Origin of the sequence: Streptomyces sp. NPDC004435, assembly GCF_042873895.1 — a bacterium.
Lineage (GTDB): Bacteria > Actinomycetota > Actinomycetes > Streptomycetales > Streptomycetaceae > Streptomyces.
On sequence record NZ_JBIAMB010000016.1, the window covers coordinates 178,421 to 198,630 of the forward strand.

Here is a 20,210-nt window from a genome sequence, read left to right on the forward strand (position 1 = left end):
CCTGCCTGGCGAAGGCTGCGTCTAGCATTGCCTTCTTGCGCTACTGAAGGCTTGTGGGGGCGAATGAGCGGCGGAGAGAATCGAGTTTCTCGCACCATCGATGTCTCCGTGGCCAGTGTGGCTCGGATGTCCGACTGGCTGCTGGGGGGCGTGGAGAACTACGAGGCCGACCAACGGGCGTGCAGGAGGGTGCTGTCGGTCGCTCCCGAGATCAGCAGGACCGTTCGCGCCGGCAGACGGTTCCTCAAGCGCGCGGTGCACACGCTGGCCACGGAGTACGGAGTGCGTCAATTCATCGAACTGGGCTCGGGGCTGCCCGCGCAGGACAATGTGCATCAGGTGGCCCAGAGAGCGGACCCCCGGTCACGCGTGGTGTACGTCGATGCGGATCCGACGGCCCTCGCGTACGGGCGGACGGTCCTGCAGGAGAACAGCAACACCCTGTTCCTCCACGCGGATGTGCGCGACACCGCCTTCATCCTGGAACACGCCAAGGTACGGCGGTTGATCGACCTGCGTGAACCGACAGCGGTCCTGCTGGTTTCGGTGCTGCACTGCTTGCCGGATGAGGAGGGCCCGGCCGACCTGGTCAGGCGGTGGACCGCACCGCTGGCACCGGGAAGTTTCCTCGCGATCAGCCAACTGGTGTGTTCGGCTTCGGAGGTAGGCGCCAAGGTCACCGCGGTGATGCAGGAAGAGACCCAGGGCCGCTGGGGGCGGGTGCGGCAGGCGGAGCAGGTGAAAAAGTTCTTCAAGGACTTGGACGTACTCTCCCCCGGCCTGGGCGATGTCGCCGCATGGCGTGGCGGTTTGACGGTTGCTACACAGCCGCCCGGGGAGTGTGTCGAGTGGGGTGGTGTCGCTCGTGTACCTCGATGCCGGGTCGGCTGGTGACAGCGCGGTTGGCAGCGCGGGCGCGGTAGTAGCTGATGTAGGCGTCGATGAGATCGATGCTCTCTTGTTTGTCCGCTACAGCCAGGCACGCCTTGTTGAGAACCGATCGGTACTGTGCCACCTGGGCAGGTCTGCTGATGTAGAGAGCGCTGTCGATGAGCTCGACATAGATGAGTTCCTGAGGGCCCCCGTCTCCGAACGTCAGCTGTGTCATCGGCGTGCTGGGCACGGCGCCTGACGAGCGGTCGAACGGAAGGATCACGACGTTGGTCCGGTCGAGTTCCTGAACCCTCTTGAGGTGCTCGAGCTGTTCGACCATGACTTGAGGGCCGCCCGTGGGCTGACAGAGGACTCCCTCGTTGAGCACTGCGGTGACCCGTGGCCGGTTCCCGCGGCGCCTGAGCATGCTCTGGCGCTCCGCTCTCATCCGCACCCGCAGGTCGATCTCTTCCGCTGTGGCGTGGGGCAGGCCGGCCTCGACGACGGCACGGGCGTAGGAGCGGGTCTGCAGGAGGCCGGGGACGACGTTGTTCTCATAGGTCCGGATGGAATCCGCGGATCCCTCCAAGCCGACCAATCGCCGGAACCAGTTGGGAGTGACGTCGGCGTACTTCTCGTACCAGGCGCTGTCCTGGCTGTAGCGCAGCAGGTTGTCGAGTTCCCGGCGGTCCTGCAGCCCGTAGAACGTGGCCAGGTCACGGACGTCGCGTTCCTTGGCCGGGCTCTCTCCTCGTTCGAGGCGGCTGATTTTGGACTGAGATCCGCGGATGGCCGGCGCCACCTGGGCGAGGGTCAGGCCGCGTTGCCTCCGCAGGCTGCGGAGGTAATCGCCCAGAAGCCGCGCTGCGGCCTCGGGCTTCGTGTGCGGCTCTTCCCCTGGGACGGCTTGGGCGGACGGAGTCTCACTCCGGGCGTGCCCGTCGGACATGCGTGCTCCTGTGGACGACCGGCTCTTGCCCGCCAGTTTTCCAGAAACGACACCGCATGTCCGACGGAATGGTCACACCTTTACGCCTCAGCCGACGAGGTGGTCGAACTCACCGTCCTTGGCGCCCTGGAGGAAAGCGCGGACCTCGGCGGTGGTGTAGATCAGGGCCGGCCCCTCGGGGTGGCGCGAGTTGCGCAGAGCCACGGCTCCGCCGGGCAGGGCGGTCGCTTCGACGCAGTTGCCCTCCGCCCCGCTGGCCTGGCTCTTGATCCAGAGTGCGCCCTGGATCCGGTTCGAGGGGACACCGTTGTCGAACTGCATGACTGTCTCCGTTCTCAGTTCAATGACGACCTCCCCACCGCGCAGGACGGTCTTCGAGACCGTCGCGCTCGGACCCCACAGTCAGATGCTCCTGGACGTGCAATCCCATATGCATTTGCATGAGGAGTGGGTTGGTGAGGATCTTATCGGCCGCGCGCGGCGGTGAGTGTCCCCCGAACGAGTGCCTGAGAAGCGGCAGTTAGGACGTTGATGGTTCAAGATGTAGGCGCTTCGTCGCGCACCAGGAGGGATCTCTTCATGGACGTCCATGCCGCCGGCCTCAGACCCGTCGACTGGGGACTCGGGCAAGGGCTCGGTGTACCGCGCTTCGCCGCGCACCGCTTCACTGCAAGCAGCCTGAGCCTGTCCGGCGCCCGACGGTTCACTCACGAGACTCTGACTTCCTGGGGCCTGGAGCGGTGTGCCGACGACGCCACGCTCGTGGCTGCGGAACTGATGACCAACGCAGCGACGCACGCTCTGGCTGCGGAGAGCGACGAGGAAGCCGCGGCGGCCTGGCTGGGACTGAGCTGCACCGACAGGACGGTGACGTGCACGGTCAGCGATCCGAGCGACCAACGCCCCCGGACAACCACACAGGACCCCCTCGCCGAAGGGGGCCGGGGCCTGCGCATCGTCACCGCGCTCAGCGACGACTGGGGCTGCGACGTCCACGCCGACGGCACCGGCAAAGCCGTCTGGGCCCATCTCCAAGCCTGAATCGCACGACTGACCGGCCGCCCCTCCGCTCGGCCCTCGCCCCCCTCGGGCCAACACCTGCAGCCACCCGCAGTGGAACAGCCGGCCGCAGGGACGGACCGCACCGTGCCCCCACAGGCCCGGCGCCGCGCCTGGGTCTACCGCACTCATACAGGCACCATGCCAGCCGGCTCTGACAACGCCTCGACAGCCACCGCCTGGACAGACACCTTCCCAGGCGGCAGATCTGCCCGCTCCGGGTGGATACGGGGGCCGTCGGCAGCGGTCGGATCGGCATTGATGCACGCCTGCGGCTGTGCATCGCAGGCGTCGAGCCAAGTGCCGCATACGGGCTACTGCAGTCTTCGCGTCTCGCCAGGACTTTACTGAGACCCGACGACACTGAGGCATCCACACAGCAGACAGCGAAGACAGGGGCCCCATGCAGTTCATCATGCTGAGACGCACCGATCCGATGCCGCATCGCCCGGGCGCCTACCTGATCATCGACGGTTGGAACGATGGTGGGTTCATCACCACGTTCGACCTCCACATCCGTCTGGCGGACACGCGCCTGCTCCGGATCGGGTACCTGCGTATCGGCCATGTCTCGATGCGTTCCGATGGGACGAGACGGACAGCGGACCTGCTCCCTGATGCGTTCACCGCCCTCAATCACGGGTTCTTCAGCCTGGCTCATGAGGACGACTTCTACGAGGAGCTGCGGAAGCTTCCCGGCGCAGGCATGGGGTACGAGATTCTCCGCGCCCTGAACGACGTCGCGTTCGACTCAAGTTTGGGCAGAACGATCCGATCGCTTGAGGTGTACCAGAAGGCGCTGCTTCGCGGCCGCACGGAGCAGCAGCTGGCCGCGGCGAACCTCATTGCCCGGGGTCTGCGGGCCCGGGTGGTTCCCTTCAGCTGGCATTACACGCCTGAACAGGAAGGACTGCGCCCTGCGCACAGATTCGAGTTCGAGGCGGAGCCGGGGAGCAAGCCTCCCACGAATCTGCACGCGCTGATCGGCCGCAACGGCGTGGGGAAGTCCACGCTGCTGCACCGCCTGGCCGAGGCGGCGACGGAGGGCCGGATCTCGGTGCGCAGCCCTTCCCTCTTCGAGGACAACCAGTTCACCGGTTGCGTCGTCGTCTCGTTCAGTCCCTTCGATCAGCCGTACGATCTGGCATCTACAGCAATGTCGTTCGACTTCGTCGGTCTGCGGCACCCCGATGGGGTGCGGATGAAGACCGAGGCTGAGTGGCGCAAGGAGTTCGTCGACAGTTTCGCCACGGTCCGGATCGGGTCGCGAGGCAGGCGCTGGCGGCAGGCGATCGACACACTCAACTACAGTGCGAGCGGCTTCCTCGACGAGCACATGCCCGTGATCGACGCCATGATCCGGGAAGGCAGCAGCCGCAGGTTCGAAGAGCGGATGGGTGAAGTCTTCGACAGCCTGAGCTCGGGTCATGCGGTGGTGCTGTTGATGGTGACCCGCCTGCTCGAGGTAGTCGGTGAGCGCACCCTGGTCCTGATCGACGAGCCCGAAACGCATCTGCACCCGCCGCTGCTGGCAGCTCTGGCCCGGACCCTGTCCGATCTGCTCAGCGACCGCAACGGCATGGCTGTGATCGCTACCCACTCCCCCGTCGTTCTGCAGGAAGTTCCTGCGTCCTGCGTGTGGTTGATGTCCCGCCACGGCGCCGAGCTCACCGCCCACCGTCCCATCACGGAGACCTACGGCGAGAGCGTCGGAGAGCTGACCTATGAAGCGTTCGGTCTGGAAGTCGACGCGACCGGTTTCCACGCTGCGATCGCACGGGAGGTGGAGCAGGGCGGCACCTACGAAGAGATCGCCGGCAGGTTCACCGGCCTGGGAAGCGAAGCCCGGGCCCTTCTGCGTGCGATGACGTTCGAACGGGCGCGAGGAGCACGCTGATGCTGTGGCCACCCAGGCCCGGATTCTCCGTCCGGGATGTGCTCAACGCCTGCACCCCATGGCTCGACACACAGGACTGGGGCGCAGAACTCCGTGCCCGTCTTCCGGAACTCATAGAACTCGAGGAGCGCTACCGGACAGCGGGAGAAGCCGGCCGGCTGCTGGCGCTGCTCGTCTCTGAGGCCGACTCGCAGAAGAAGGACTCCGACAAGGGACGCTTCCACGCCGTCTACGAGACAGCGATGGTGGACCGGGCGCCGGGCCGGAGGCTCTACGACGCGCTCATGGCCTCCGCAGTGCACAACCTGTGCCCCCTGTGCGGATACCAGCCTGTCGCTCAGATCGATCACCACGCACCGAAGGCCAGTTTCCCTCTGTGGGCGTTGACGCCGCTGAATCTGGTGCCTGCCTGTGGTCCCTGCAATCAGGGCAAGAGCAACAAGCTTGCTCTCGAAGCAGCCAAAGAAGCGTTCCACCCCTACTTCGACGACCTCGGTGAAGAGCGGTGGCTCTTCGCGTACGTCCACCGGGCGAACGGCGGCGTCACGGCCACCTACTTCGTCCAGGCGCCTGATCACTGGCCCGACACCAAGAGCCGGCGCCTGCAGCATCACTTCGTGAGCCACAAGCTCGCCGACCGGTACGCGAAGGCGACATCCAGCCGCCTCTCCAATCGGCGCCGGCGGGACATCCGGCTTCTGACGTCCTCCGGGCCTGAGGAACTGCGGGCCTCGATCTCAGAGGAAGCCGCGAGCGCGGAGGAAGCACACCCCAACGGCATGGAAACCGCGCTCCTTCACGGCCTCGCCGCATGCGACTGGTACCTGAACGGCGGGATGGCAGTGGGCTGACCCGTGGATCTCGCCCCTCATCACCCGCTGAGCCGTACCGCAAATAGGCCGTACCTGTAGCGCTCCGACCGCGTAGGCCGCCCCCTGACCGGATTTGAAGGTGCCAGACGCAGTCGGCGGCGGACTGAGGAAGTGCGGTGCTCCGGCTGCCGCTCTCCATAGTGGCGGGGGGCAGGAGGGGGTCCGGTTTCCCTGTGTCTGTTCCGGCAGCGTGTAATGACGATCTCGGCAACACGGGCTGTCGCAGAGCCAGTCAGCGGGCTCACTGACGGGTACGCCGACACGTGCGAGACCGTCGTGCACTACACGCCAGCACCCTGACGGATAAGCGAGCCGGGGGGACGGCCTGTGCCCCAACAGCAGCCGCGCAGTCGCTGCAAGGCCGGAACTCGCTCTGCATCAGAGGTCTCGTCCCACGCGGCCGTCGCGTACTGACTCGGGGATCCAGCCGCTCCGACCACGAGGCGGCGGCCTCAACGGCTCGCCCCTTCTGCCTCGTGTCGGCGACGGGGCGCGCAGTGGCGCGTGGAGGGCTTGCATAGGTTCATGGGCGTATGCGGGCCCCGGGGGGGAGCCCGCGGCATGCTCCTCGTGCGCCCGCGTGGGCGCGTAGGCGTGCGTTTGACTGCGGGTGCGGGACGGGCATCACCGGGAGCGGCGGCACGATAACCGCTGCGGTCCAGGACCCGGTTCTCCCCGACGCACCTGATCGCCATTACGTGGGCAGCAGGGGTCTACCACTGTCCGATCTCTCATCATCGATCCCAGCGAGGTGCCTTGATGACATCTCCCTCCTCCCCCATCGCCACGGGCCTGCCCTCACCAACGGCTGTTCCCGGACGGAGCATGCCGCGGCATCTGGCATTGATCATGGACGGCAACAGACGATGGGCCCAAGCGCGTGACTGCGCTCCGTCCGCTGCCTACCAGGCCGGCGCTCGCCGAGTGCAGGAGATCGTGGGCCACTGTGACAACTTGGGGATCGCGCACGTCACGGTATGGGCCCTGTCCCGCGACAATCTGACCCGCCCCGCTGACCAGGTCAAAAGCCTGATCAGAATCATCGTGGCAGGGTTGGCGAAGATCGCAGCGGTCGGGCGAAGCCAGGTCCACCCCTTCGGATCGCTGGAATTGCTGGAGCCCGACGTCGCCCAGACCCTGCGGGACATCGCACAGCGCACCTGCGGGGCCCCGGGCACATGTCTGCACGTGGGCATCGCCTACGACGGCCGCCACGAACTGGTTGGGGCGGTGCGATCCCTGCTCGCCGACGTCCAGGCCGGATCAATCGGCGCGGAAAGTGTGACCGCGGAAGCCCTCGGACGGTACTTGTGGTCGGCTGGCCTCCCGGACCTGGAGCTGCTTGTACGCACCTCGGGGGAACAACGGCTTTCCGGGTTCATGCCCTGGCAGGAGACTCAGGCCGAGCTGTACTTCACCGACACCGCCTGGCCCGACTTCGACAGTGGCGCGCTGGACCTCGCTCTGGCGACCTTCGCCGCCCGCACCCGCAGGCTCGGACAGTGAGAGCGCCGCACGACACCCCACACCGCCGAGCACCGCTTCGATCGGCGACCGACGACGGAATAGGAGTTCTCCATGTTGATGCCGCCCCGTTTCTACTACCCGTTTCCGTCCCGCATCCACCCTGGGGGGGAACGGGCCGAGAACGAGCTGATCGACTGGCTCAAGGAACAAGACCTCCTGACGGGGCCTCATTGGGAACAACGCATCCGAAGTGCGGGTTTGGGCCCGTACTTCGCCCGGATCTACCCCGATGCGACCGAGGAGGGCCTGCTCACGGTGACCCTTTGGGCCTGCTGGGTCTACACGATCGACGACGGGGTCTGCAGTCGGACCACACTGGGCTCGGCCCCCGACACCGTCGCCGCCGTCCACATGTGGATCCGCCGGATCCTCGGCGACCCGTGGGAGTACGGCCCACGCCCCGCCCGCGAGGAAATCGCCTCGCGGGCTCCCGGTGCGGCAGACTTCTTGAACGCCCTCCAGGGCGCGACCACAGACATCGCCCGAAGGATCTGGGCACTGTCCACGACCGCACAGTACGGCCGTTGGTGCGCGGAGATGATGGCGTACTTCTTCGGGACCCTGTGGGAGTCGACGACGTGTTCGGCCGATCGCACACCGGGAGTCGAGGAGTACCTGACCGGCCGCGGACTGAACTGCGCCGGATTCCCCACCCACGCCCTCGTCGACGTCGCCGCCGGCTACGAGATCTCCGCTGATGAGTACTACGCCCCCGACCTGGTCCGCCTCAACAACGTGGCGTCTCGAATCCACGGCATCACCAATGACGTCTTCTCGTACGGCATCGAGCACGAACTCGACGACGAATTCTCCAACTTCGTGGCCGTCCTTATGAGGCAGAGAGGGCTGAGCGCACAGCAAGCCGTCGAGGAAGCCGTCAGGATCAACAACGGCATGGTCGCCGAAGCGGTGGTGCTGGGGGAACGGATCATGACCAACGCATCGCCCAACGTGTGCAGCTTCGTGCAAGGCATCCATCAGGCCATCCGCGGAAACTACGACTGGCACCTGATCACAGAGCGCCATCGAGTCCACGATTTCTACGACCTCTCCCAACTCCTCAAGGTTGGCGAACAGTCCGAACCCATTCGACCGGGAGCACATTGAGGTTGTTGCTTCCTCAAGTGGTCCGCACGCCGAACGCAACGGGGACCGACCGGTGCGCCGGATCGGCTACGGCCAAACGCCACGCGGATCTCGACGACGCTGCACGAGCGCACCACCCTCCCTCCGGTGCCAGTCGGGGGCATCGCACCAACGCACGACGGTCCGGACGCGCTCTCGGCCGGCCGTGCCGAGTCAGTCGGCGGCTCGGCCAAGCGCCCGATCGCACGCCGTACCCTCGGCGTGCTCATTGGATTTTGTCATGCGAGCCCAACGGCCGCTGCAGACAAACGGGTTGAGTTTCGGAAAGTAACGCTCCGGCCTCAGCGTCCGAGGTGTCAGGGAGCGGCCAGGCCCCGCCGCCGATCCGTTGAACGAGGTACCCATCGGGCCTCACTTCGACTGCCGCCCTGGATGGCCCCGGCGCCTCGTCGGGCAATCTGCCCGAGGGGCTCGTTGTCCTCGAGTGGCATGGAGACGAGGCCGTGCGTGGTAGCGGTGATCTGGCTCATCGCTCCCTTACTCGGGGCTGTACCTGTCGACGGGTCAGGTGCGCGGCTTCAGTGTGATCAGGCGTACGGGCTGGCCGTCGAGGAAGTACTCGTCGATCTCGGCGTCGGCGGTGTCTTCGTCGTGCTCGCCGGTCTGCAGCAGGCCCAGGGTGATGTGGAAGTCGCGCAGCGCGCCCCTAATCCGCGCGGGCAGGGAAGAGTAGTCGGGGGTCTCCTGCGGATCCGCTGCGGGGATCAGCCGCGCCTCGCGCGGCGCGTCGATACCGGTCACCGAAACGTCGGCGGCGAAGGCGAGGTTGGCCTCCTTGAGGGCCTTTCGGGCCTTGTCCGCCAGGGCGACGGCGGACAGGTACTGGGTCACCTGGTCCCGGCTGAAGGCCGGTGCGACCGTCCGGGCGATCTCCTTGGCGGGTGTGCCGGCACGGAACTCCCGCGTGATCGCGTCGATCAGCGCACGCTTCTCGCCCAGGAAGTTGTCGAGTTCGGTTCGAATGTCCATGGGCGGGACCCTAACCGACTGGACTGAATTCAGTCCAGTCGTTATTCAGTCCCCCCTTCTGGGTGGGACGGCTGCCCGACGCCGGCCGACGCCAGAGAAACCGATCGTGAACGCCGGAGCCGCCGGTGGCGTTTCAGGTCACAGGCGCAGGCGAACCGGCCGTCGGGCAGCTTCCGCAATCAGCCACCATCAACGAGCCCGACCGGCTTTCCGCGCAGAGGTTCCGCCTTCCTCTTCGCACCGACGTCCACGCCCTTGCCGCGGCATACCTCCGGCGGCCTGCCGCACGGCAGCAAGGATGCGCCGGCAGTCCGATGGAAGCATGGCCTCCTCCTTGCCTGGCTCGCGGTGCGGAATCAGCATCACCGCCGGCCGCCCACCGCCACAGCCGAGGCGCGCCAGCTCATAGAACCCGGCCCTGCTCACCTTCAACCGGGCCGCAGCAGGCGTCGCCGAGGTGAACATTGCTGCCGCGCAAGTTGCGCTTGCGGCCGAACCACTCCCATGGGTGTGCGTCTTTCCGGCCCTGAGCGGCCCAAGTGCCGCGTCGCCTCCGCCTCTGCGATCCCCTGCCTGCGCCTGCCTGGCGTAGGGGCGCCTCGCGGGCCCCGGCAGGGAAAGCGCTCTGGGTGGTGGCTGCGCGGGAGCGGAGGCGAGGAGTCATCCTCGGCGTCGGCTGCGGATCCTGTGGATCTTCCGAAAGAGCAGCGCGAAGCCGTATCCAACGGCATTGGCCAGGATGAGCGCGGCGGCGATCGTCCATACCTGCTGCATGATGATCCTTTCGTCCTGCTCTAGGGGAGCGGGCGCTTCTGCTGGATCTTTATCCCGCGCGTTGGAGTAGCTGGGCGGCTGAATCGCCCGAGGTTGCCGGTGATCTTGGGCGCGGCAGTGTAGCGGGCGTAGTCGGCAGAATCCGACACTCCGGTGGAGGCACTCTTGTAGAGGTACGACTTGCTGCTGTGATGGTCAGTCTCGTCGCTGGCGTGGTCCCAATACCTCTGTGTGCAGGACATGCACTTGGACGCCTGGACGCAGTGGCCGGCGTTCACCTGCGTCCCGAGCTCGACGTACACCTTGTGGTCATCGGCGTTCGACAGCTTGCTGTAGGTGCTCGCGAGGGAACGGGTGCCGTTGGAGCTGTTGTATACCTTCCACGTATCGTAGGCGTAGCCGGTGACCTTCAGCGGGTTCGAGCTGTCATTCCACGTACGAACGGTGTTGAGCGCCTGTGCCGTGGCCGGCACCGCCCCCAGCGCGATGACGGCGATCACGCTGGCGCTGACAGCGCGTTTGAGCATGCTGGAGTGCTTTGTCGGATGCAGATCCCCCGTAAGAATTGGTCATTTCCTGTGTGCGATCGACAGGGGCAGTCGACATCCTGCCGACCTCGCTGACTCGATGAAGCTACCGAGCAGGCCCGACGGAGCACACGATTCCACGTGTTGTCTGAGGTAGATCTGAGCAACCTCCACCACGCAAGGACGCCATAGGTGAGGGCTGTTAGAGGGTTATAGCATCCGGGCGGCAAGACCGTCCGAGAGAAGTGGCGTCTGGCGCGTGAGCGAGGTATCGCGCAGTGCTGTCACTCCGCCTATGGAGAAAGCCCGGCAACGCGACTGCTGATCCTGACATCCTGCGTCCGCTCGACGGGGGGGCCGCACCGCCGAGCGTCGTGCACACCGCTGCATGGTCCCACAATAAGCCGTGTGATCTCGTGCGGGGGCATCGAGTTGTTCGTACGTCTCCCCGTAGCTAACTGGCCCTTTTCAGCCGCGCAGCAACCATCCGCCGCGGTAGACAACTCGTCCGCCTCGCCGCCACGGGACACTGTGATCATCAGTTCGGCACCGGGTCCGGGTACCTTGACCATCCTGTCTACGACCATGGATCCCGGACAACACCCTCGTGTCACAGCAGTGCGGGAAGCGAGGGGCCGCGCCGGTAGTCTCCTCGCGTCATACTGGCTGCATGTCCACGTCGCTTCGCCCTCCGGCACAACGCCCTTGCGAGAGCTGCCCCTATCGGCGCGATGTGCCCGCGGGAATCTGGGCCGATGAGGAGTACGCGAAGCTCCGCCGCTACGACGCAGCCACCCCCGACCAGCCCACAGGATTGTTCCAGTGCCATCAGACCGATGCCGACAGCGCCGTCCGGCGGATCTGCGGCGGCTGGGCTGGGTGTCACGCGGCTGAGGATCTTCTCGCACTGAGGCTGGGGGTGCTCGACGGCACCATCACCGCCTCTACATACCGAGCCGTGGTCGAGTACGTCTCCCCCGTTCCCTTGTTCTCCTCAGGTCGCGAAGCTGCGGCCCACGGCCAGGCGGGCATTGAGGCGCCGGCCGAGGGCGCCCGCCGCCTGATCACTAAGATCGCCCGAACGCGCCAGGACCTCATGCCGTAAGACCTCTCGTTCCATGGGCAGATCCACTCGGCGTCGATCGCATTCCTTCGCACCGTGACCGCCGGGCAACCCCGAGCCGCTGCGCAAGACCGGCACCTTGGTTGACGTCGGCATGTTCACGTCTAATTCCTCGCCGATCCTGATGGCGGGTCCGTCCTCACCACCCGCCACAGGCGCCACAGAGTTCGAAGCGGCAAGCACATTGCCCTCTCCCGTGTCCCCGCGCCCAGCGGGAGGGCGTATCGCCAACCACACCCGAGCCGTCCAATGCGCGCCGGACCTGCATCGCAGGTCCGGCACCAACGCCTCGGCCACAAGCCGGCTCTGAGCTTGTTCCGTTTTGACGGACACCATCGGTGTGGTGGTCAGGCCGCTCTACCTTCTTGAACGGGTTGATCGAGCCATTCGTAAAGTTGGGTCGCCCAGGGGTGCTGGGTGTGGCTATCAGGCTGCTGCCGTCTCATGGCTGCCCTCGCTTCGCCGCCCGGCACCCCACGACGACTCGGCCGCCGATTAGGAAGTGCGAACAAGTGGCTGAGTAGAGCAATGCCGGCGAGGTCGTCCGTGGCACGAACAGAATGAACACGCACCTCAGGAGCACGATGAGCCGGATATGGGCGGGGATCGACAGCGGCAAGGGGCACCATCACGGCCTCGCCCTGGACGCGGACGGCAAGACGCTGCTGTCGCGGCGGGTCGCGAACGACAAGCCCGAGCTGGTGAAGCTGATCGGTGACGTCCTGGAGTCGGCCGACGGACGGCAGGTCACCTGGGCCATCGATATGACCGGCGGTGAGCCCGCGCTGCTGCTGGCCCTGCTGATCAATCACGGCCAGGAAGTCCTCTACGTGCCCGGCCGGCTGGTCAACCGGGCTTCCGACGGCTACCGCGGCGAGGGCAAGACCGATGCTCGCGACGCCTACGTGATCGCCGACCAGGCCAGGATGCGCCGCGACCTGCGGCCCATCCGCCCCGGCGACGAGGCCGCCGTCGAGCTGAAGCTGCTGGCCGGACGGCGGTCCGACCTGGTCGAGGACCGCACCCGCAGCGTCAACCGCCTGCGCGGCACCCTGCTGGGCATGTTCCCGGCCCTGGAGAGGGCCCTGGAGGTCACCAACACGGGGCCGCTGCGACTCCTGACGGGCTACCAGAGTCCGGCCGCAATCCGCCGCGCCGGAGTCACGAGACTGGCGAAGTGGCCCGCCAACCGCAAGGTCCGCAATGCCAGGGCCCTGGCCGAGGCTGCGGTCGAGGCGGCCGAGCGGCAGCACACGGCCGTCCCCGGGGAGAAGACCATCGCGAAGCTGGTCCACACCCTGGCCGAGGAGGTGATGGCCCTCAACGAGCAGATCGCCGAGATGGACAAACTCATCGAGGGTCGGTTTCGCGAGCACGAACTCGCCGACATCGTCCTGAGCGTTCCCGGCATCGGCGCGATCCTCGGCGCCGAGTTCCTTGCCGCCGTCGGCGGCGGCCTGGGCGAGTTCGACTCCCCGGACGCCTTGGCGGCCTTCGCCGGCGTCGCCCCGGCACCCCGCGACTCGGGCAAGGTCAGCGGCAACCTTCACCGGCCGGTCACCTACCACCGAAGGCTCCAGCGCGTCTTCTACACCTCCGCGCTGGTCAGCGTCCGATGCGACCCGAACTCGCGGAAGTCTACGACCGCAAACGAGCCGAGGGGAAGAAGCACGTCCAAGCCGTGCTCGCCCTGGCCCGCCGACGTGTCAACGTCCTGTGGGCTCTGATTCGTGACCGGCGGTGCTGCGAAGTGACACCGCCGGTGACCGCGGCCGCTTGACAAAAGCATTAGGAAGCTCTATGACACAGACGGCTGGGTGCCAAGCTGGGGCGAGGGCCCCCATGACGGCCTGCGCCACGCGACCGGATCACTGCGGCAATGGTTGTGGACCTGGGCCAATGGCGTCGATGTCTGGGCCGAAGCACTCAGCCTCCCGTAACCGGTACACAGAGCTGCACTCGGCTCCGCTCAGCAACCTCGTCATTCTGAAACGATCAGTAAGCAGCCGTGGGGCGCTGTGTTCTGCCGGCAGTACGCGGCAAACCCGGCCCACGGTGCTCACGCCGGTGTCGCCGGGGACGATGCGAGCGATGGCGGCGGACAGCAGCCTTGTCTTTGTGGGGTGTTCGGGTGCAGGTGTGCCGGGCACTCAAGTTGTCAGGCCTGTCAGCCTGGAGAGGTGTGGAGGGTGAGGCCAGCCTGGTTGACTCCCCGCCCGAACGGGGGTGTTCCGCTCACGTTCTCCGGTGACGGTAACGTCCTGAAGTGGTCGCGCGGCATGCGGAGAATTTCTAGTTCATCGCGTCGATGGCTTCGAGGTGGGCAAGAAAGGTGGCCGCGACGCGGGGGCGGGGAGCGTCAGGGACGAGTGCGTCAGGGAGATCGATCTCCAGTCCCCATTCGGTATTAAACGAGACGCTGGTGCCGGTGGGAACGATGCTGTTTCGCAGCCACTGTACGAAGGCTGCCGCTGCTTGTGCGGTGGCGTCCTCGAGAGTGATCCCTTCAGGGGCCAGCTTGGCCATTCCTTCCAGCGTCTCGTCTCCGAGAGTGATGCCGAAGTGCATGACCGACCCGGGAACCGGCCCTTGGTCACCTTCGTCGACACGGATGAACTCGTCCGGGTTCCGCTCACGCAGCTTGCTGGTCACCAGGTCGTAGGTAAGGTTCCATGTGGAGCCCTCGGCGGGGCCGAAGACGTACATGGTTCGCAGTACGGCCAGTTCGGACTCGTCCACGCGATGGCTCCTTCGTCGTGCAGTGCGGTGCTGTCGTGGGTCAGGGTACGTAGCGGGCGTAGCCGCGGACGCCGTAGGCGGCCATCATCACGCGCCAGTAGGCGACGGAGTCGGCGTGGTTGGTGACGGTCTCCACACCGCGCATCTCTTTGTTGCGCGGGTCGTTGAGTGCGGCGTTGTACTTGATGAGCTCTTTGCGGTCCTTCTCGTAGAGGAAGTCTTTCTTGCCTGTCTGGTGGGCGGTGCGGAGTTCGTCGAGGGTGCGGTAGCAGGGCTTGTTGGGGTTTCTGACGTACTTGGCCTCGATGGCCATGCCGTCGCTGTCGCGGAAGCCGTCGACCATGAGTGTGCTGTTGGCGCTGATGCCCTGGGGAATCGGTACCTCGTACTCGGGGTATCCGGCGACTCTTCTCTGGTAGGCGACGTCGGCCGGCATGCCGCCGGAGATGTCGCCGGGGCGCAAGCCGTTCAGCCAGGTCTGGAAGTTCTGCTGCTCGGGCGGGGTGAGGGGTGGGAAGCGGGGGTTGTGGGGTGTGGGTGGGGCGATGGGCTGGACGCGGGGGCCGTTCGCGGGGTTGTAGGCGACGGGCACCAGGAGGGGCACGCGGATCAGAGGGGCGAGGAGAGGCGGTACGGACGGCAGGGGCAGGAATCCGCCGGTGTCGGGCTGGGGCATCGGGACTTTGGCCTGCGCGCTGTCGAGTGCGGGCGGGACGTAGCCCAGGCGGGCGATGCGCATGTCGCCGGTGACGAGTTCGTGCAGTCCGCCGTCGTGTCCTTCTCCGCCGAACATCGGTCGTTCCCAGATGGCGAGCGGTTCGCCGAAGAGGGGGTTCGTCTCTTCCGGGATGCGTTTGAGGGCGGTGTCGATGTGGTCCGCGTATGCGTCGCAGGCGTTGGCGATCATCCGGCAGGCGGAGGGGAGGTTCGCCATCAGGGTCTCGTCCTCGCCGACCTCCGAGGGGGGTGGGGTCTTGCCGACGAAGGCGATGAAGAAGGTCTGGACGGCCGCGGCAGTGTCGCCGAGCTGTTGGGCGGATGCGGTGCGCCATGCGCTCTCGCAGTCCCAGTAGGCGTCGCCCAGGATGCCGGCCGCCGTCCGCCAGGCGGTGGCGGTCTTGCGGAGCTTGTCTCGCTGGCCGTGGAAGCGGGAGCTGAGCAGGTACTGGTCGCTCCAGCTGGTCTCGCCGACGACTTCGGGCAGGTCCTCAGCGTTGTGGCTGGCGCGGGGGTTGCAGTCCGGTTTCGCCGGCTGGGCCCCGATGTCCGGTGCCACGCTTTGGCCGAGCAGAGACGCGGCGACCGCGCTCTCCTGCTTGAGGAATTCCTCGGTCGCCTTCAGCATGGCGCCCGCACCGTTCGCCATCACCTGGTGAGCCAGTCCGGATGCTTCGAAGACGGTCTTCACGGCCGGCTTGTACACCGCGGCGAAGGCGCGGCCCGCAGCGTCGTCCCCTGCCATCCCCCCGTGGGCGCTGAGCTCGGTGAACAGCAGGCCGACCATGTCGTAGATCAGGTCTCGAAGCCGCACCAGGGACCATGAGGCGTTGATGTAGTTGCCCGCCTTGTGCTGAAGATCCACCACTCCCCCGATTCCGTGGTCTCACCGGACTGCCCATAGACCGTACAGGCCGGCCCGGGGTGCTGGAGCACTGGTATGCGGCCTTCAGGCACAACGGTAAAAAGGCTGCCTTTCGCACCGCTGCCGGACGCCTCGCCTGCTGTCCGCCCGTGGCCGTATCTAATCGGTGGCCACTCTGAAGATCCTCAGTAGTAGAACTCGAGGTAGTCGACTCTTTCGATGGTGACGCTTTCGGTCATGCCTGATGGCCTGTTGCGGTGGAAGTAGCAGGTGCCGAGCGCGGTGCTGAGGATCTGCAGGAGCCGGGTTTCCGGTTCGTTGCGGTGTCGGGCTTCGAAGAGGCGTTCCGGGTACGGGGCGTCGAGGCCCAGGGTGAGCATCCGCAGGCGGGGGTCGTCGCTTGATCCGCCGGCTGCGGTGAAGCCGAGCCACGCGCGGAAGCTGACCATGACGTGTCCGTTGTTCTCCAGGATGGTGCGGTGGGCCTTGCGGCGGATGCGCGGCTGCCACAGACGTAGGACTTCTCTCTCTATGGCGTCGTGCAGGGGGTGTGTCTCTGCTTGAGGGGGTCTGCGGGTGATGGCTTCGAGGCTGGCGGTTGTGGTGCCGAGGTGCGCTGCGAGTGCGCTTCGGCCGCCGGTGTGGTGGCGCAGGAGGTAGTTAAGTCTGGCTCGCGGGGCTCGGGGCGGGTTGCGGGTCCAGTGGCGGGAGTCGGCTCTGTCGAGAGCTTCTTGAACGGTGTCCGCGTGGAGTCTGAGGGGTGGCATGGTGGCCTTACGTCACGGTTGTCGACGAGGGGATGCGGGTGCGGGGCGATGCGGGTGCGGGGCCTTTGCCCCGGAGGGTGGAGCTGGTCCGCGGCGAGAGCGTCGCGTCCTTTCTGTGGCGGCTGGCGGAGCGCAATGGGATGACGTGGGAGGCGCTGGTCGGGCGGATCGGTGGGCCGCGGTCGCTGGCGCCGGCGGATGCGGAGTTCGAGGAGGTGCGTTTGGGACCGGTGGCCCAGCGCCTCGTGGCGGTGGCTTGTGGTCGTTCGGTGGTGGAGTTGGAGCGTGCGTTGCCCTCGTGGTCGCAGGGGCGTATCGGTGCCCGGGCGCGTCAGCAGGTGCGGGTTGAGGCGTGGCCTGAGGGTGAGCGGCCGGTGCAGGCGTGCGCGTTGTGTGTGGCGGGGCTGAGTGGACGCCCTGTGTGGCGGGTTCACGGTGAGCAGTGGGCTGTCTGTGTGCGGCATGGGCGGTGGATGGGGGACGGCGGGCGGGCGCAGAGCGGGCTTGAGGGGCTGGCTGAGGTTGTGGGGGCGCATGAGCGCAGGGTCCGGCTGGAGCGGCGGGCGGGGCTCTACGGGCGGGCGCTGGTGGCTGATGCGATGCAGGTGGCGGTGTATTGGTGGCAGTGTCGGCAGATGGGTTCGAAGGGGGTGTGGCGGCGCCGGCAGGACATTCTGGGGGTGGACCGGTCGGCGTTGTGGGCGGTGGGTCTGGTGGTGTATCCGGAGGCTGTGGTGGTGGCGGAGTGCATGGCGGTCAGGGAGCGGCAGCGGGCGGTGGGGCGGAGTTTCGCGGGAGGCCCTGCTGGTTGGACGACGCGTCGCTGGACGGAGTGGGTGGGTGAGCGTCTGGGGATGGGTGGGGAGATGGCTGAGGGTGGTCATCGTGCTCTGGAGGCGTGGCTGATGGCGCATCGCAACACGGTTCCGGTGGTGCGGCGGCTTGCTGAGGATGTGCGGCCGGCGGCGCGCAGTGTGCCGATGGAGTTGCTGGATCCGCATCGTGTGGTTCCTCTGGGCGGGCCGCTGGAGCGGGTGTCTTGTCTGCCTTGGAGGCTGGGATCTGCGATGACGAGTACGGGGTTGCGCGCGCCGCTCTGAGGCTGGGGGTGTTGCCTGCGGGGCGGGGTCAGGTGTTCTTGATGTGCCGGGCGGGGCTGAGGTTCTGGTCGTGCTGCTGGAGGTACCAGGTCATGGGCTGGGTTCCTTCCTGTTTGGCGTAGCCGGGGTTGACGCCGAGGTGGAAGTGGCCGGGGAGTTTGCTGCCGTCGGGGGTTGAGGGGACGACGTCGAGCGCTGTGGGGTGGTGTGCTGGGTAGACGACGCAGTCGGTGAGGACGGCGAGCGGGTAGCGGCCTGTGAGGTCGGCGAGTTTGCGCATCTTGCGGTGCGTGAGGGTGCGGGCCTTGGCGATGACGGCGGCGCGGATGTCGGGTCGCCATGTCGGAGTGTCCAGGGCGGCCCAGCGCTGGTAGGGGGCGGTGATGCCGCGCGGGCCTTCGCGTAGTTTTCCGATGCCGCCTTTTCCGGTGGCTTTGATGGCCTTGAGCAGTCCGAGAAGTTCCGGTCCGGCGTCGGGCAGGTTCTGCATGGCGTGGAGGAAGGCTTGTGGCGTCATGTTCTCGTGGACGCCGGCATCGGCCATGGTCTGCATGTAGGCGCTGCGCAGGCGTTTGTACCAGGGGGCGAGGTAGAGGCCCTTGTCGTCTCGCAGGTACGCCTCCAGGGGATTGACCTCGAGGCCGAGTTCATTTGCGGCGTAGGCGAGTGTGGGGGTGGTGTACCAGGCGGGCCCTGCGGGCGGCAGGCCATGGGATGTGAAGACGGATGGCAGGCGCGGGTCATGGGGGACTTGGGAGAAGTCGCACAGCCACGCGCCTGGGATCTTGTGGTTGAACGGAGGGTTGACCGTGTGGCGGGGTGGTGCGTTGAGGCCCACTTCCAGGCTGGAGGCGGCTGCTACGAAGGCGAGGTTGATGTCGATGCCGACGACGTGGGGATAGGCCGTGACCTCGTGGTCGGTGGGGGGCCGGTTCCAGTCCCAGGCTTCCTCGTTCATCGTGTCTTCGGGCCGTCGGCCTTGGGCGAGGGGGTGGGCGTCGTGGGCCTCGGGCGGTGCTGGTTCGAGGGGCGTGAGGAGTGCGTTGGCATTCTCGGCACGGACCTGGCGGCGCGCTGCTGGTGAGTAATCTCCGCGTGTGGGGGGGCGCAGTGCTGTCATGAGGGCCTGGCCGCACACTGCTGTGGAACCAGTGGGTGTGATGACGCGGTCGGCGTAGGTCCCGAGGAGCGCGGCGAGCGGGCCGGGCCTCAGGTCAGGCAGGTTCCAGCCGTCTCGGTCGGAGAGGGCTCCCCATCCGGTCAGGGCCAGCTGAACGCAGGATCGTTTGCCGTCTTTGATGGGCAGGTAGACGCGTGCCCAGGGGCCGAACCCGCTGCGGGTGAAATGGAATCCGGCTTCACGCAGGCGGCTGAGCTCTGGGTGGCTGGCGGGCAGTCTCAGCTGGTTACGGTCGGTCAGAGCAGGGGGTAACCCCAGGTAGTGCATGGCCGGCGGGGTCAGGACGAGGAGCGGATCGGCATGGTCCCTGACGTTTTTGTGCAGGCGGGGGCTTCCGATTCCCGCGTTGAGCGCCCACTGGACCAGGCCGAGGAGATGGTCTGCCTCGGTATCGGCCCGGGTCTGGTCGGCGAAGTACGCGACAAGGTCTTCGTCCGCCTGGTCGATGACGGCGAGCGGTCCTCGGGGGAACAAGGAGGGTGGCGGCGCTTTTCTTGAGGTGGCCGCGGGGCGGGAGGCTCGGCGGGGCGGGGGCGGGGGCGTGGAGGGCGCGGGCGGAGGTGTGCTGCCGGCTGTGTCTTGCGGCTGGTGGGGGTGTGCGGCAATGGCCTGCAGGCCGCTGAGGAGGCGGGCGTAGGCGGCTCGTTGCATTCCTTGGGGTTCGCGGCTGCCGGTCTCCCATTCCTCGACCTGTTGGGGGTCGCATTGCAGGGCGTGGGCCAGTTGGGTCAGGGAGAGGTTGGCGCTGTTTCTGAGGCGGACGCGTTCGGGGTGGTCGGGCAGCGGGGTCTTGAGGGATTCGAGGAGGGCGTCGACGCGGGAGAACAAGGCGTCTTCAGGGTGGTTTCGCACAGCACTGGAATCTTTCAGGTGTGTCTAGTCGGCACGCGAGTTCGCGCCATCATTGAAATGCCTGGACAGTGCGACGGATCAGGCGAGGAAGCGTGGGGACCGGCTCTTTCGCTGTGAGGTTCCGGCCGGTCAACTCTGATGTTTTTGACGGGATTTACTCGGCTACGAGGAGCCACTGCCTCAGTGTTCGGGTATCGCGTGAGGGTTCGTCCGGTGTGGGGTGAGCGGGAGGCGCGGGGAAGGGGCGGCAGGGGTGTCGCGGGGTTTGCAGGTC

At 66.7% G+C, this 20,210-nt stretch carries 16 protein-coding genes and 1 pseudogene; 9 read left to right on the top strand and 8 right to left on the bottom strand.

The annotated features are described in order from the left end of the window. Nucleotides 1-126: 126 nt before the first annotated feature. Nucleotides 127-894, top strand: a complete 768-nt coding sequence (locus tag ACFYT9_RS27240) for an SAM-dependent methyltransferase (RefSeq protein WP_389168241.1) — start codon at nt 127-129, stop codon at nt 892-894. On the opposite strand, the gene ACFYT9_RS27245 is transcribed toward ACFYT9_RS27240, so the two are convergent. Continuing rightward, complete coding sequence (locus ACFYT9_RS27245) at nt 821-1,822, bottom strand: helix-turn-helix domain-containing protein (RefSeq protein WP_389168243.1); 1,002 nt, start codon at nt 1,820-1,822, stop codon at nt 821-823. The genes ACFYT9_RS27240 and ACFYT9_RS27245 overlap by 74 nt on opposite strands. Before the next feature lie 87 nt (nt 1,823-1,909). Further along, on the bottom strand, nt 1,910-2,143 hold the full coding sequence (locus ACFYT9_RS27250) for a DUF397 domain-containing protein (RefSeq protein ID WP_389168244.1): 234 nt from the start codon (nt 2,141-2,143) through the stop codon (nt 1,910-1,912). Nucleotides 2,144-2,401: 258 nt separating this feature from the next. Between ACFYT9_RS27250 and ACFYT9_RS27255 the strand changes: the two genes are divergently transcribed. From ACFYT9_RS27255 to ACFYT9_RS27275, 5 genes are all read left to right on the top strand, one after another. Next, nucleotides 2,402-2,863: an ATP-binding protein gene (locus tag ACFYT9_RS27255; protein ID WP_389168245.1), complete on the top strand. Its 462-nt coding sequence runs from the start codon at nt 2,402-2,404 to the stop codon at nt 2,861-2,863. A gap of 421 nt (nt 2,864-3,284) precedes the next feature. Then, on the top strand, nt 3,285-4,778 hold the full coding sequence (locus tag ACFYT9_RS27260; RefSeq protein ID WP_389168247.1) for an AAA family ATPase: 1,494 nt from the start codon (nt 3,285-3,287) through the stop codon (nt 4,776-4,778). Beyond that, on the top strand, nt 4,778-5,629 hold the full coding sequence (locus tag ACFYT9_RS27265; protein WP_389168249.1) for a hypothetical protein: 852 nt from the start codon (nt 4,778-4,780) through the stop codon (nt 5,627-5,629). The genes ACFYT9_RS27260 and ACFYT9_RS27265 overlap by 1 nt, the downstream gene beginning before the upstream one ends. Nucleotides 5,630-6,475: 846 nt before the next feature. Beyond that, complete coding sequence (gene uppS / locus ACFYT9_RS27270) at nt 6,476-7,156, top strand: polyprenyl diphosphate synthase (RefSeq protein WP_389168251.1); 681 nt, start codon at nt 6,476-6,478, stop codon at nt 7,154-7,156. 72 nt (nt 7,157-7,228) lie between these two features. After that, nucleotides 7,229-8,284, top strand: a complete 1,056-nt coding sequence (locus ACFYT9_RS27275) for a hypothetical protein (protein ID WP_389168253.1) — start codon at nt 7,229-7,231, stop codon at nt 8,282-8,284. 543 nt (nt 8,285-8,827) lie between these two features. Here ACFYT9_RS27275 and ACFYT9_RS27280 read toward each other — a convergent pair. Both ACFYT9_RS27280 and ACFYT9_RS27285 read right to left on the bottom strand, forming a co-directional pair. Beyond that, nucleotides 8,828-9,292: a hypothetical protein gene (locus ACFYT9_RS27280; protein WP_389168255.1), complete on the bottom strand. Its 465-nt coding sequence runs from the start codon at nt 9,290-9,292 to the stop codon at nt 8,828-8,830. A 794-nt stretch (nt 9,293-10,086) separates the two neighbouring features. Beyond that, entirely contained in the window at nt 10,087-10,593 is a 507-nt protein-coding gene (locus ACFYT9_RS27285) for a hypothetical protein (RefSeq protein ID WP_389168256.1), read from the bottom strand. A gap of 670 nt (nt 10,594-11,263) precedes the next feature. Between ACFYT9_RS27285 and ACFYT9_RS27290 the strand changes: the two genes are divergently transcribed. Next, nucleotides 11,264-11,698 carry a DUF6283 family protein gene (locus ACFYT9_RS27290; RefSeq protein WP_389168258.1) on the top strand — a complete coding sequence of 145 codons (435 nt, stop codon included), beginning with the start codon at nt 11,264-11,266 and terminating at the stop codon, nt 11,696-11,698. Nucleotides 11,699-12,300: 602 nt separating this feature from the next. Beyond that, nucleotides 12,301-13,496, top strand: a pseudogene (locus ACFYT9_RS27295) (IS110 family transposase). A 512-nt stretch (nt 13,497-14,008) separates the two neighbouring features. Here ACFYT9_RS27295 and ACFYT9_RS27300 read toward each other — a convergent pair. From ACFYT9_RS27300 to tpg, 3 genes are all read right to left on the bottom strand, one after another. Continuing rightward, nucleotides 14,009-14,455 carry a hypothetical protein gene (locus ACFYT9_RS27300; RefSeq protein WP_389168260.1) on the bottom strand — a complete coding sequence of 149 codons (447 nt, stop codon included), beginning with the start codon at nt 14,453-14,455 and terminating at the stop codon, nt 14,009-14,011. A 40-nt stretch (nt 14,456-14,495) separates the two neighbouring features. Continuing rightward, nucleotides 14,496-16,037, bottom strand: a complete 1,542-nt coding sequence (locus tag ACFYT9_RS27305; protein ID WP_389168262.1) for a restriction endonuclease fold toxin-2 domain-containing protein — start codon at nt 16,035-16,037, stop codon at nt 14,496-14,498. A gap of 185 nt (nt 16,038-16,222) precedes the next feature. Continuing rightward, on the bottom strand, nt 16,223-16,804 hold the full coding sequence (gene tpg / locus ACFYT9_RS27310; protein WP_389168264.1) for a telomere-protecting terminal protein Tpg: 582 nt from the start codon (nt 16,802-16,804) through the stop codon (nt 16,223-16,225). A 77-nt stretch (nt 16,805-16,881) separates the two neighbouring features. Between tpg and ACFYT9_RS27315 the strand changes: the two genes are divergently transcribed. Then, the gene (locus ACFYT9_RS27315) at nt 16,882-17,904 is read left to right on the top strand and encodes a TniQ family protein (protein ID WP_389168266.1); all 1,023 of its coding nucleotides are present in this window, start codon (nt 16,882-16,884) and stop codon (nt 17,902-17,904) included. A 28-nt stretch (nt 17,905-17,932) separates the two neighbouring features. Here the strand turns inward: ACFYT9_RS27315 and tap are convergent, their stop codons facing one another. Then, entirely contained in the window at nt 17,933-19,936 is a 2,004-nt protein-coding gene (gene tap / locus ACFYT9_RS27320) for a telomere-associated protein Tap (protein WP_389168268.1), read from the bottom strand. Nucleotides 19,937-20,210: the final 274 nt, after the last annotated feature.

What these genes read in the sequence shown, in the direction of transcription:
- ACFYT9_RS27240 (WP_389168241.1), top strand. Translation starts at nt 127, where the DNA reads ATGTCCGACTGGCTGCTGGGGGGCGTGGAGAACTACGAGGCCGACCAA.
- ACFYT9_RS27245 (WP_389168243.1), bottom strand. Translation starts at nt 1,822, where the DNA reads ATGTCCGACGGGCACGCCCGGAGTGAGACTCCGTCCGCCCAAGCCGTC.
- ACFYT9_RS27250 (WP_389168244.1), bottom strand. Translation starts at nt 2,143, where the DNA reads ATGCAGTTCGACAACGGTGTCCCCTCGAACCGGATCCAGGGCGCACTC.
- ACFYT9_RS27255 (WP_389168245.1), top strand. Translation starts at nt 2,402, where the DNA reads ATGGACGTCCATGCCGCCGGCCTCAGACCCGTCGACTGGGGACTCGGG.
- ACFYT9_RS27260 (WP_389168247.1), top strand. Translation starts at nt 3,285, where the DNA reads ATGCAGTTCATCATGCTGAGACGCACCGATCCGATGCCGCATCGCCCG.
- ACFYT9_RS27265 (WP_389168249.1), top strand. Translation starts at nt 4,778, where the DNA reads ATGCTGTGGCCACCCAGGCCCGGATTCTCCGTCCGGGATGTGCTCAAC.
- uppS (WP_389168251.1), top strand. Translation starts at nt 6,476, where the DNA reads ATGCCGCGGCATCTGGCATTGATCATGGACGGCAACAGACGATGGGCC.
- ACFYT9_RS27275 (WP_389168253.1), top strand. Translation starts at nt 7,229, where the DNA reads ATGTTGATGCCGCCCCGTTTCTACTACCCGTTTCCGTCCCGCATCCAC.
- ACFYT9_RS27280 (WP_389168255.1), bottom strand. Translation starts at nt 9,292, where the DNA reads ATGGACATTCGAACCGAACTCGACAACTTCCTGGGCGAGAAGCGTGCG.
- ACFYT9_RS27285 (WP_389168256.1), bottom strand. Translation starts at nt 10,593, where the DNA reads ATGCTCAAACGCGCTGTCAGCGCCAGCGTGATCGCCGTCATCGCGCTG.
- ACFYT9_RS27290 (WP_389168258.1), top strand. Translation starts at nt 11,264, where the DNA reads ATGTCCACGTCGCTTCGCCCTCCGGCACAACGCCCTTGCGAGAGCTGC.
- tpg (WP_389168264.1), bottom strand. Translation starts at nt 16,804, where the DNA reads ATGCCACCCCTCAGACTCCACGCGGACACCGTTCAAGAAGCTCTCGAC.